General features: G+C 64.8%; 9 protein-coding genes. All 9 read left to right on the top strand.

Features of this window, described 5'->3' with window-relative positions:
- Positions 1 to 84 precede the first annotated feature (84 nt).
- Complete coding sequence (locus ACVT6V_RS27195; RefSeq protein WP_489897170.1) at positions 85 to 888, top strand: helix-turn-helix transcriptional regulator; 804 nt, start codon at positions 85 to 87, stop codon at positions 886 to 888.
- A 141-nt stretch (positions 889 to 1,029) separates the two neighbouring features.
- Positions 1,030 to 2,247: a CHAP domain-containing protein gene (locus ACVT6V_RS27190; protein ID WP_489897169.1), complete on the top strand. Its 1,218-nt coding sequence runs from the start codon at positions 1,030 to 1,032 to the stop codon at positions 2,245 to 2,247.
- A gap of 153 nt (positions 2,248 to 2,400) precedes the next feature.
- A complete protein-coding gene (locus ACVT6V_RS27185; protein ID WP_489897168.1) occupies positions 2,401 to 3,738 on the top strand; it encodes a hypothetical protein in 1,338 nt (445 codons plus the stop codon).
- On the top strand, positions 3,735 to 5,075 hold the full coding sequence (locus tag ACVT6V_RS27180) for a hypothetical protein (RefSeq protein WP_489897167.1): 1,341 nt from the start codon (positions 3,735 to 3,737) through the stop codon (positions 5,073 to 5,075). Before ACVT6V_RS27185 ends, ACVT6V_RS27180 begins: the two co-directional genes overlap by 4 nt.
- Positions 5,072 to 6,406: a hypothetical protein gene (locus ACVT6V_RS27175; protein WP_489897166.1), complete on the top strand. Its 1,335-nt coding sequence runs from the start codon at positions 5,072 to 5,074 to the stop codon at positions 6,404 to 6,406. Before ACVT6V_RS27180 ends, ACVT6V_RS27175 begins: the two co-directional genes overlap by 4 nt.
- Positions 6,403 to 7,923 (top strand): tetratricopeptide repeat protein, encoded by a 1,521-nt coding sequence (locus tag ACVT6V_RS27170; RefSeq protein ID WP_489897165.1) that lies wholly within the window; start codon positions 6,403 to 6,405, stop codon positions 7,921 to 7,923. Before ACVT6V_RS27175 ends, ACVT6V_RS27170 begins: the two co-directional genes overlap by 4 nt.
- A gap of 296 nt (positions 7,924 to 8,219) precedes the next feature.
- Positions 8,220 to 9,032 (top strand): hypothetical protein, encoded by an 813-nt coding sequence (locus ACVT6V_RS27165; RefSeq protein WP_489897164.1) that lies wholly within the window; start codon positions 8,220 to 8,222, stop codon positions 9,030 to 9,032.
- A gap of 45 nt (positions 9,033 to 9,077) precedes the next feature.
- On the top strand, positions 9,078 to 12,002 hold the full coding sequence (locus ACVT6V_RS27160; RefSeq protein WP_489897163.1) for an FtsK/SpoIIIE domain-containing protein: 2,925 nt from the start codon (positions 9,078 to 9,080) through the stop codon (positions 12,000 to 12,002).
- The gene (locus ACVT6V_RS27155) at positions 11,999 to 12,529 is read left to right on the top strand and encodes a hypothetical protein (RefSeq protein WP_489897162.1); all 531 of its coding nucleotides are present in this window, start codon (positions 11,999 to 12,001) and stop codon (positions 12,527 to 12,529) included. Before ACVT6V_RS27160 ends, ACVT6V_RS27155 begins: the two co-directional genes overlap by 4 nt.
- The last annotated feature ends 19 nt before the right edge of the window (positions 12,530 to 12,548 follow it).

The following is a 12,548-nucleotide window of genomic DNA, read 5'->3' as shown; positions in this document are numbered from 1 at the left end:
ACACGCGATGCGAGAGACGGAATCTGAACATGCACGTCGGCATGCGTTTTGTCCCAGCCGAAATCAGCACCTAGAGGAGCCATCGTGACCTTTGATGTCAACCCGGACACCGAGAAACCCTTGTCCCGACCCGCCTGTGGGCAGACGGTGGCCATCACGGCCGAACACACGATCGCCGACGTGGCCTTGCGGCTCCTTGTCGAGACCCTCGGGTATCGGGCTACCTTGATCGATCTCGACGACATCGAGACGTTGCGTCCAGATGCCGCTGTGGTGATCGTTCGCACTGCAGAGCGCGTGAGGCAGATCGAGCGAGTGGGGCTTCCGGCCGGTGTCAGCGTTATTGGACTCGGCGTAGCGGTGGCGCACCTCGGGGGCATCGAGGTACCCGATTCCACAGACGCCGACGGGTGCCTGGAACACGTGCTGCGCGGCCTGGGGAATCCGCCGCGGGTGGACAGGGTTCACCTGAGCGAACGCGAGCAAGAAGTGATCGTCACGTACGCACTGGGCTCGACGGTCCGAGCGACCGCGCGGCGCCACTTTCTGGCCGAGAGCACAGTGCGGACGCACTTTCGTCGAGTCACTCAGCGATACATAGATGCCGGACGACAGGTGAACAACAAGACGCAGTTGCTGATCCATCTGATAGTTGACGGCTGGGTAAGTCATGAGCAAATGGTTCGGTGCGTCGCAGAAGGACGCGTATCACTTCATCCAGCGGTCTCCATGCGTACTGCAGAGGCGGCCCGTGTCGCAGCACCGGGTGCACGTGAGTCGGCCGGCAATGCTGAAGCCGCCGGCCTCCCCGTTGCAGCGCGGGCAAGTGACCAACGGTTGTGCGCACCTCTCGCACGTTCCCATGGACGGTCCTGCGCTCGTCGGTGACATGTGACCACGCTAGCCCCGACGCCATAGGCAGGCTTTCGCACAAAACGATGAAAAGGGTGTTCGCGAAGGGCCACCGATGGGGAAACGGTACACAAAGCGTGGCCGACACCCGGTCGCCCACATCGAAGGAGTTACACCATGAGGCCAAATGACCCGAACGAACGATGGCGGCTGGTCAGGGGCATCAGGCTGGTGGTCATCACCAGCTTGCTGTCGCTACTTACCGGACTGATCGGCGTTGCCGTCGCAGGGGCTCCCGCCAACGCGAGCGGCGCGGTGGACGGTTTCACGAACACGTGGAACGGCCGCTACGCCGACTTCGACGGCTCATACGGAGCGCAATGCGTCGACCTGTTCAACTTCTACAACCGCGACGTGGTGAAGGCGCCTCGGTTCTTGGTGGGGTCAGCCGCGCAGCTGTACAGCGCGGCCCCTGCCGGCAACTATGAGAAGCTGGCGGCGAACGCGGTGCCCCGGAAGGGCGATGTCGCGGTGTGGGGGACCAACTGGCCATACGGCAATGGCGCGGGCCATGTCGCGATCGTCCTGGCGGATCAGGGTGCCAATGTTCAGGTCCTGACCCAGAACCCAGGCGCCACCAAGGTCGCGTCGATGACCAAGTCATACCTGACGGGGTACCTCCGACCGCGCAACCTGTCGGCAGCGCCGTCCGGCGCGAATCCGATAGGTCATGTCGATAAAGTGTCCGCACCAGCCAATGGCAAAGTCCGCGTGCGTGGTTGGGCGTTTGATCCCGACAACACCGCAGCATCGATTCAGGTCCATGTTTACGTCGGAGGTCTCGCCGGCCAGGCCGGTGCAGAAGGCTACCCGTTCCGGGCCTCCGGTTCGCGTCCCGACGTCAACAACGTGCATCGCATCAACGGGAGTCACGGCTTCGACGCGATCCTGAATACGGGCAGGGTCGGGCCGACGCAGGTCTGTCTGTACGCCATCAACATCGGCGGCGGCGGGAATGTGCATCTGGGATGCCGCTCCGTCACCATCGGCGACCCGCGCCCGCGGGGTGTTCTCGATGAGGTGAGCGCCGCGGGGGCAGGCAAGGTGAAGGTACGCGGTTGGAGCTTTGATCCGGACGCCACGGACAAGTCGGTGCAGGTACACATTTACGTAGGTGCCCAACCGGGCCGGCCCGGGGCACGCGCCACCGCTGTCGCGGCCAACGTCTCGAGGCCTGACGTCAACCGCGCGTTCGGCATCAAGGGGAACCACGGCTTTGACCGTGTGGTGACCACGGGTGCCCGTGGCAAGCAGACCGTGTGCGCGTACGCCATCAACGTGGCCAACGGTAACCACAACCCGCAGATCGGTTGCCGGTCGGTCGTGATCTCGTAGCCTCGCCCGGGTTGCGAGAACGACTGACAGCTGTGCCGGTGGTCCACGATCGGGCCACCGGCGCTCGGCCTGTCGTGCGTGTCGGCGGAGTTGTCCGGCATGGAGGTCGATGAAGTGAATAGACTGATCTGGCTGAGCGGAAGGGAGCGGTCTGTGGCGTACCTGGTTCCACCCGAGATCGCTGCCCGCGGCACCGTACCAGTCGACTTCGCCCTCGATGTGCCGCGCGAAGGCATTGCTCGTGACGAACTACTCGGGCAGTACCAGTCGGCGATGTCGACACCTAGACCAGAAGGTAAAGCGCTGCAAGGCGAACTGCGGTCGTGGTCGGGACAACTCGCCGGTACCAGCTGGTACGGTGCCGAATACACTCGGACCGCCGCGGTGGTGATGCGGGGGCGAACTGCCCGCGTGTCCGACGGCAGAACACAACACAGCATCGTGCAGTCCTGCGTCGACGCTGTCGAGCCACTGAGCCGCTATACCGCCGGCTGGTGTGACAGTCTGGCAGCCTTGCGCCCTGACGGATTGCGCCCGCCCGTGTCCACCGCGGTGCGCGAAGCGCAGCGGTTCGGTGCACGTCAAGTGCGTCATGTGATGATCGACGAGAAAACGGCGCTGCACTCGAGTTCCGACTCGGTCCGGCATTTCCTCGATGACCCGACGGTCCGGCATCCACGAGACGAGCAGGCGGCCCTCGACGCATACCTGACGAAGATCGTCGTTCTCCTCGAGAAAGGCGAAAGCGGGGAGACCGAGCTCACCCGGACGGACATAAACACCCTCACCGAACTCGCAGATTCACTGGCGAACCGAGGTGCTGTTCCGGCGGGTCGTCTATCCGATGAGGTCCTCGGCGAGTACCGGCGCGACGCGGTCGAGTTCCTCACGCGAGTCGTCGAATCCGATTTCGCCGATCGCCGGCGCAACAGTGAGCAGATGGCCGAGGCGTTTGCGCGCGTTGTCGTCACCTATGTCAATCGGCAATGTGCCGGAAAGCCGTTGGAAGGAACCGAGCACTACCTGAAACTACGCCTGGCGGCCGTTCGAATCGATGAATGGCGCCGGGACGGCCGTCGCCGGCGCGGTGAACGCAGATTGGTGGTGGGAGATGAGCGCGACTCCGCGCGCGCCGACGACCGGGCAGAGGACACAACGGCACCGCCGTCGGCCTCCGACGCCCACGACGTCGTGGCCGTGGCGATCGCGATCATCGACTCCGATCCCGGCCTGCAGGTCAACGGAGCCCTTTGCTGGGAGGCAACATTGGCCTCGGAGATGCTGGCCGGTCGGCTCGGCATCGATGCAGAGGCATCGCAAGCTGATCTGAAGGCGGCGGTAGCGCAGCGCTGGATGAGCGAGAAACCACAGTCTTCCCGCAGCGGCTCCGCCCAGGCTGCTGCCATGGATGTGCTGCTCACGGCGCAGACCGCGGTGAATCGAGCGGCGATGAGAATCCACGCTGGATCGGACCGAGAGGGCGGCGAGTGAACGGCACGGTGCGTCACGGTGCGGATGGAAGCATCTCCTGGCACGCCCACAACCAGGTGGTACTCGGTCCGATCACCTTTACGGCCAACGGATTGCAGATCGTCGTCGATGCCGCTTCTGTCGAGGATGTGCTCGACTTCGCGGCATCTGATGCAGGTGCGCTGCGTGACGCGGGCTCAGGATTCGTCGAACCCGAGGTGGTGGAAGCCATTATTGCCGCCGATGACGGGGCGGCCATGCCCGGACCCGCGCTGGGCGCAGGGTTTGCGAGATTGGCAACCGTGACCGCGGTCGATGCCATCTATCTCGGCAATCTCGACGACGGGGTCCTTCTGCTCGATGTGGCAGTCGCGCACGCGTTCGGCGGTCAAGCCGGCGCGGACAAACAATTCGCACTGGCCGCGGCCATACCTGACAGAATCGTCGAGGAGATCACAGCAGCAGACTATTCCGGCCCACTCATCGGTAGGGTCGTCGAGGCAATCGTCGCTGCGCCGAATGCGGTGCTCGCCGAGACTGAACGCAACGATCTGTTGGCGGTGCTTGCTGACCGGGCAGATCGAACCGATGCAACGTTGCAGGCGTTTCTCGCGGACCTATCCGCCATGGAACCGGCTCTCGCGGCTGACCTCGGACACGTCGAGGTCAGCGCCGCTCAGCTCGCGGACCTGCGGGCTCTGCCCCCACGTCTGCTGCTGTTCACCGGCCCCGATGAGGCCGAGATCCACGTGCAGGTAACGGACCAGGGGATGATGGACGTTTCCGCCTCACTGCGGTCAGGTGTGGACACCGAAGCGCTGCGCGCCGATGGGATCTTCGCGGTGGCAGCCGATGTCACCACCGGTGACCTGCTCGCCTCTTCGCCTGCCACCGCTGAGAATGGCCGGTTGAGAGCAAAGATCAGCCTATCCGGACTGGAATCGGATTCCGTTCGATACGCCTTCCTGGGATCGGCGGCGGACCTCTCCACGATGCGGCTGAACCCGTTGGGAGTGGCGATGACCCGGATCGACCGCCATTGTCGTCATGCCTGGACCCAGCATCGTCTCGCGGGTGCGCTGCTCGCGAGTGTCGGTGCGGGCACCGACGAGTCTGAGATCCGACGGATACAGGCGGCTGCCGCGGACGCCCGGGCGGTTGCGGCCGAGTCGGTCGATACCGCCGGGGCGATCGCTCGTCAGGTGGTCCGACGACATCACGCGGCACCGCAGGCCCTGGCGCTCGCCGGCTACCGTGACGGCATCGAGACGTTCGCAGACCGCATCCGACGCGAACCGGCCGTCGACGGAGCGACTGGCCCGACGCTGGCCGAGATCTACGCGGTGTCGATCGGGTGACGTCGACCATGACCCACGACTTCGTGTTGCTGATCCGTGCGATCGACGCAGGCGCGACCTATTTTTCCTTCAGGTGGCTCGATGATCCATCGCATCCGGATGTGCACGTCATCACGGAGCCCGCTATGCGGCGTCTCATCGGGCGGCTCGATCGGGTTCTGCCTGGGCCGGCCGATTTGATGAGTCCGGAAAGGTCTGTACGACAGGCATTGTCCGGAGGACTCACCCGTCCGTTCACCGAATACGCGTTGAGCGACGAACTCGCCCGAAGCATCATTCCCGCGCATGTGGCCACCACGTTGCGGAGGAAGGCCGCGCGCGGCACCGTCGCCGTGCGGATCACCCCGAGTCGCTCGACCGCACGAGTTCCGTTCGAACTCCTGGTGATCCACGACCCGCTGCGGTTGATGGAGATGGCCGACGTCAGCTACGAACCACCCGCCGCCATCCACGTGGGTCGCGGACGCAAGCCGGAGCCGTGGCACCCGGGCTTGGCAGATCGACCGGCGACATACGTTATCGACCCCGACCTACCTCCTGGCGCTGGCCTCGCGCAGGTACTGCGCAGCCCGGCCAAGGTCGGTCCGAGTCGGTCGAACACTCGACTCTTCCTGGACCGCTTGGCGTCGGGCCCGCGTACGCGGAGCTCAGGCGTCGGTCGGATAGTCGGGCGATGGGAACTCAGCGAGGATCTGCGGACCTACCCGAGCCGTTTGGTCTATTTCGGGCACGTGTCTTCCACGTTGGATCAGCCGGGCTCGGCATCATTACACCTCTCCGACGACGCTCAGGAATGGGGCCTCGCGCACCCGCTTAATCAGGCGCATCTTCCGTTTGCGGCCTTGGATCTCCTCATGGGCACCGCGGCTCTCGAACTCGGCCCGCAGGGCTCTGTCCCTTATGAAACGGGCGTACCGGGTCACGAAATCTGGCCGATGCCGCCACGCGTGGTGGTGATCGCGTGCGAAGGTGGTGCGGACTATCGGAGTTCGGAGACCTTCGGCCTGGTGATGGCGATACTCAGCGCAGGTGCCGAGGTGCTGACCACCACACGGTGGACACTCCCGTCCGACGATGCGTTCCGCGAGTTCGCCGACGTGACCGAGGTCCCCGGTCCGACCACTGAACTCGCACTTGCCGTCGACGACACGCACCTGGCGGCGGATCCGGTGGCTGCCCTGATGCAGTGGCAGCGAACAAAGCTGAACCAGTGGCGTGATGACCCCGGGCCCGCGACCTCTCCACTGACTTGGGCGTCGGTGGCGGCGCACGTATGTCCACCCCGCGAGCCGTCGAATGCGCGTGACGCCGGTGAGGAGGACGGACGGTGAGCGATGCACAACCACCTGTTGATGATGACGACGCAGACGCCGAATATGAGGAATGGTCGCGCGTGCTCGACGAACTCGACGCCCGCGCCGTTGCCGCCGAGAACAGCGACGATCCGGCGGAAGTCGCGGAAGTCCACCTCGCTCTCGCCGAGCACGTCAACGGGATCGCAGAACCCGCGGTCATGATCGACCTCCTGCTCACAGCGCGCACCGCGTATGAACAGTTTGATCCCGTATCGGCCATGCGGTGCGCGATCTCCGTCGCCGATGTTGCGCAAGCACACGGAAACTTCGACACTGCCCGGGATGCCTTCCGGGTGGTGTGTGAGGAAAGCGCTGCCCTCGAGGACCGGACGATCTTCGTCGAGTCGCTGAACAACTTCGGCTGTATGGCCATGCAGACGGGGGATTTCGCCGATGCCGACGACGCTTTTCGTCTCGCGATCGACATCTACCGACAACTCGGATCGGAACACGACGTCGCAGAGGTTCGCATCAACCGCGCCAACAACTATCGGCTCTCCGGCCGACTCGACGAGGCCGAATCCGAACTCGTGGAGTTGCGCGAGATGTTCGACGAGGGATCGACCTTGGCGGCCACGTGCGCCGACTCGCTCGCTGCGGTGTACATGGCGACGAACCGCCCCCGAGAGGGGCTCGACGCTTTCGAGGAGGTCGTCCGGATCTGCGACGAGATGGGGGACGAGGAGCACGCGCTGACAGCGCGGATGGGCATGGCCCAAGCGCTGATCGAATCCGGCGAACTCAACCACGGGACAGCGTTGCTGGAGTCGGTCCGGGACCGATTCGCAGACCTCGGCCGACCGGATCGGGTCGCGATGTGCGAATACAACAGGGCGAACGCGCTGGCCGCCAAGGACGCGTTCGCGGAGGCCGACGAGGCGTTCGGCGTCGCAGCTCAGGGACTTGCCGATGCGGGCTTGCACCATCAGGTGGGCAACCTGCAGTGGAACCGAGTGAAACGTCTCATGCGTGAGGCCGCCGCCACCCCCGCCCGCGGCAATGCATTGTCGGCCGAGGCCGTCGACGCCGCGGTGTCCTCGCTCATCGCGGCCGACTACGAACGCTTCCAGTTCTCGGATGCACGCCGACGCGCCGACTGGAAGGCAACCCTCGAACACCGGATCACGTGGACCTTCCTCATGGCGCACAAGTTCGGATCGAAGGAGCTCGCTGCCGATCTCATCGAGACGGTGCTCAACGCCGGGGTCTACGGGATGACCGGATCGGAGGATGATCCGGACGACCTTGCGCCACTGGACGTGTCACCCGCTGGGCGGATACCGGCAGAAGTGGTGACCGGTACGTCGGCGACCGCGTGGACCCTGGGTGCGGCCACCCTGCTGGCGAGCGCCGAGCTCCCCATGGCACCTCCGCCTGCCCTCGTGGATGGGGAAGGTCGGGTACTCCTGGCACGTCATCGCGAGATGGCCGCCGCGCTCGACCCCGACCTGGCCGCGATTCTCCGGGCGGTGCCACGAGTCCGTATCTGGTGATACGCGGCCCCGGTATTTGTGCAATACGGGAAAGCGCAGAACAATAACATGCTATCGAGGCACGTCCGCTATTTCCTTAGCGGAGCTAATGATTCATCCATTCTTATGAACTTTGCGAACTCGTGGCGATGCTTCCAGCGGCCGGGGCTTCCAGATCTGTTGGCAACGCTGCCGGATTCAGCTTTCTGGGTGATACTGGCTCAAGCTTGCCGGTGATACGGTTCGTCGGGTATCCGTTTCCGCCCAAGCGGGGCAGGTGGGCAATTCTTTGAATCATTCGGTGTGGAGGAGCTGCTGTGGCAAGATTCGATGACCTGGCCAAGAAGGCCAAGGGCCTGTCGGCGCAAACGTCCGCACGAGTCGCCGCGGCGGGTGATTCTCTCGTGGCGGACGGTGCCCAGATGCGTGGCACCGAGGTCGACGAATCGTCGAGCGCCTCACGCGCCGAGGTCGCGGACGCAGCGGCATGGCTACGAGCGCAGATCGAGATGCGCCGTCCTGCAGCGGGTCCGGTCCGTGGCACATGGTCGCTCGGACTCGGCAGTCTGCTCGCCGCCCACCCCCGGGTCCCCAGCTCGGCACGAGGTCTGGTCGGCAAACTGGACCGCTATGGGGGACTGACGATCAGCGAATCCGGCCTCGCGATCGATAACGCCGATGTGGCATGGAACGACATCACCGAGATCCGCACTCAGAATGTCGTCGATTACCTGATGTTCGACGGAATGGCGCAGCAACTCGATTCGCTGCCGATTCCACGGTTTCCTGGACGACGAAAACTTGTGTCGGCGGTGTCTGGCGGGATCGTCGCATTGCTGTTGGCTGCTGCGGAGAAACAGATTTCCACGGGTGGAGATATTCAGATTCCCGCTGAAGTCGAGTACCGAGGGTTGGTCCGGTCCAAGAAGATCGCGCCTGGAATTCTCGCTGCTCTGGTCCTTACCGATCCATCGGTCAATCGGTGCTTCATCGACACAGCAGCCGCACATGGGGTCCGTGTGCTGGCCGGCAGCGTCGAGAATCGGCAGAACGCCGAACAGCGGGCGGCGGCGTTGAGGTCCAAACTGGCATCTGTCCAGGCGCGTGTCGGTGATTCCTCGGGGCTCTGAACGCGCCGATCCCGTTCCCGGTTTAGCGATTGGCGATCACTACCTATGAGTTGGCACCAGCCTCCACCGCGGCGTACCCGCAGAATCCATATCGACGGCGCCGAGAACCCTGCGCCGTTCGGGCATGCTGTGAACACGCCGCCGACGGGCACGGGGTCCTCACCGCATCCGCCGCCGCCCCAGCCGTCGCAGGTCACACCGGCCGGCGGGGACTCGGACCGTCGGCAGGCGGAGCGCATCATCGAGACGGTCCGCCGTCAGGCCTCCGAATTGTCGGCCGAGATGGACCAAGTGGCGCTGGCGATCGAAAGTTCCGCGGAGGAAGGCGAAAACGACTTCGCTCGCCGTGCCGACGAGATCCGCACGGCGACCGGCGAGTTCCGGAAGTCGGCATTCGCGCAGATCGACAATCGGCTGCAAGAACACCGGTCCGCGGCCACCGAGGCATTGGGGGCTGCAGCCGCTGCGCTTGCGCCGGGGCGTGCCGGCGCGGGGTGGACGGACTCTTGGGATGGGTCGATCGCAGATGGCGCGCTCCCACGTCACCTCCGGGTGGGACGCTTGATAGCCGACGGTGTGCCGACCGAGACGGAGCTCCCTGCGTTGGCCCCACTGATGTTGTCGACGGGCTGGTTCATCGGTGCCCGACAAGCACCGGCCGCCGGGTTGATTCAGAGCACCGTCCTTCGCGTGGCGATGTCCACGCCGCTACGTCATCTTCGAATTCATGTGTTCGATCCGCGGATACGCGGGACACTTGGGGTCTTCTCGTCCTTGCGGTCGGCGAGTTCGGCAACGATGCCGCCGGCGGTCCACACCACCGACCAGTTACGAGATGTCCTCGACGACCTGACGCGGGTCGCCGCCACGAATGCAGAACTCATCGGGTCACGGCATGTGGCGGATCTCGGTGCATTGTGGGAGTCGGAAGGGGTGCCGACCGGAGAGGCTGTGCTGGTGGTGGTACTCGACTATCCCACCGGCGTCGACCAGGCCACCCATGAGCAACTGATCCGGCTTGCCGAAACCGGACCGGCACGTGGGATTTCGCTGCTGGTCGTGCACGATTCCGACGCGCGCGTCGAAAAGGGAGTGAAACCCAAGTCGCTGGCACGCCTCCTGACATCCATCGGATACCGCGACGGGCGGTGGCTGCTACCGCATCTGCCCGCCGGGAGCTGTGCGGCCGACGATGGCCCGCCTCCCGCCGCCGTCATCGAGCCTGCGCTCGCCGAGGTCGTGCGGCAGGCGTCGGACACCCGTGGCCCGGTGATCAAGCTGTCAGATCTCATCGACGGATACGCGTCCGCGCCATGGCGTGAAACGTCTGATGACGAGATCGAGGCGATCATCGGGCGACGCGGCCGGGACCAACTGGCGATCTCGTTGCGATCGGAGAATCCACCCCAGCCCAACGTACTGATCGGTGGTGCCGTCGGCCAGGGGAAGTCGAACCTGTTGCTCGACATCATCTACTCGCTTGCCGTGCGCTACGGTCCAGACCAACTCGAGATGTTGCTTCTCGACTTCAAACAGGGTCTGGAGTTCAAACGGTTCGATCGGGACGACAGCGGCCGCAACTGGCTACCGCATGCGCGGGTGTTGTGTCTGGAATCCAACAAGGCTTTCGGTTTGTCGGTGCTTGAATTTGTCAACGACGAGATGATCAGGCGTGCCGAACTCTTCAACCGGACCCGCTGCAACGGTTTCACCGCATACCGCACAGCCACGGGTGAACCGATGCGACGGCTGCTGATGATCATCGACGAGTTCCAGGTCCTGTTCGACGGTCACGACGACATGACCACGGAGGCCGTCCGATTGTTCGAGAACATCGCTAAGCAGGGACGCGCGTACGGAATCCACATCCTGTTGTCATCGCAAACCGTATCCGGCATCTCCGGACTCCAGGTCAAGGGCGATTCCATCTTCGCGCAGTTCCCCATCCGAATTTCTCTGAAGAACAATCGGGAGGAATCGGAAGCGATCCTGTCGCGGCACAACACGGCCGCCGCTGAACTGACCTACCGCGGCGAGGTCATCGTGAACCGCAACCTCGGTATGGCCGGCGACGGAGCGAACGAGCGAGGCATCGCCGCGCATGCCGCGTCGGACTACCTGGAGCAGGTGCAGACGATGCTGTGGCAACGGGCCGCGGAATCGGGCGACCTCCCCGAGCCATGGGTGTTCATGGGCCGCAGCTACGCTCAGTGGCCCACGGAAACTCTGCCTGCCGATGGGACGTCGGTCGGCTGGATCGGACGTCCGCTTGCGATCACCGATCGACCCGTCACTGTTGACTTCGCTGCCGGTGCCGACCGCGCAGTGGCGATGGTGGGCGGCGGCGACGGCAACGCGACCGCGGTCCTCGGCGCGCTGGCCGTGACCGCCACCGCCGGATGGCCGCCGGGTGCTCGCATGGTGGTGCTCGATGGATACTCCGATACGTCGACCGATGCCACCGCCTTCCTGCGCGGCGCCGGCCCGGTGCTGACCTCGCGCGGTGTCGAGGTGGAGGTCGTCGAGCGGCCGTTCGTGCTGGAGGCATTGGCGGCGTTGGCGGAATCGGATTCTCCCACGATGGTTGTCGCGCTGGGTCTCCATCGGGTGGACCTCGCAGCGGAGCTCGGCACCGACCCGGAGACGTTCGAGACGATCACCGGCACGGACCTGCTGAAAAGACTCACGACGGGTAGGGCCAACGAACACACGGTGGTGGTGGGTTGGTGGCCTCAGGTACGTGCCCTCACCGACACTCTGGGCTACGACCATGACGGTATCGGAACCTATGTGCTGTTGCGCCTCGGCCTCGACGATCTCCGATCGATTGCCGGCCCACATGCGCTGCCGCCGGATGGTGCTCCCCGGGTCGGCGTGTTCAGTCGGAACGATGATGCCGGTCTGCTCGAGGTGATTCCGTTCGAGGCTCTCGACGAGTCGGCGACCGCCGGATCGGTGGGCGCATCGTGAACACCGATTACGAGCGGTATTGCCGCGCGATCGAAGAACTGGCATCGCTGTCGGCGCGGGCCGAATCCGAACGCGAGGAAGTCGAGCACACGGCGACCGCGCGGGTGTCGCGGCTCGACCGCGAATGGCGCACTGCGCGTGCAGAGCTCGACCAGCTGTCCGACAAGCGCAATCGCGTCCAGCGAGACGTGGTCGCCCTGTGTCGACAGGTCGGCCCCGACCCGACCGCCGCCACTGCACCGCCGCCGCGACAGCTCGTCGACATCCGTGCCGTGGCATCGGCCATCGACGATGTGTCGCGTCGTACCGAACGTGCACAACGCGATTGGCAATGGGCGCAACGCTATCTCGAGCGCGCACAGGCATCAGCGCGGGTCGCGCCATCCCCACCGCCTGCGCCGACGATCAGCACTCCGGTGACGCCACCCCGCGCCGGCCCGACCAGAGGCGACTCGCGGCTGGCGCTCATCGTCGGTGCCGGGGTGTTGGTGCTCATCGTGATCATCATCCTGCTCGTGGCGCTCTAGGAGGTCCTGTGCTGAACAA

The sequence above is a fragment of the Gordonia sp. LMA167 genome (assembly GCF_058130025.1).
The sequence above is the reverse complement of the archived record's forward strand: the minus strand, read 5'-3'. Positions and strand labels throughout refer to the sequence as shown.

Bases quoted from the DNA above. Each gene is read 5' to 3' on its own strand.
- ACVT6V_RS27190 (WP_489897169.1), top strand. From the start codon at position 1,030: ATGAGGCCAAATGACCCGAACGAACGATGGCGGCTGGTCAGGGGCATC.
- ACVT6V_RS27160 (WP_489897163.1), top strand. From the start codon at position 9,078: ATGAGTTGGCACCAGCCTCCACCGCGGCGTACCCGCAGAATCCATATC.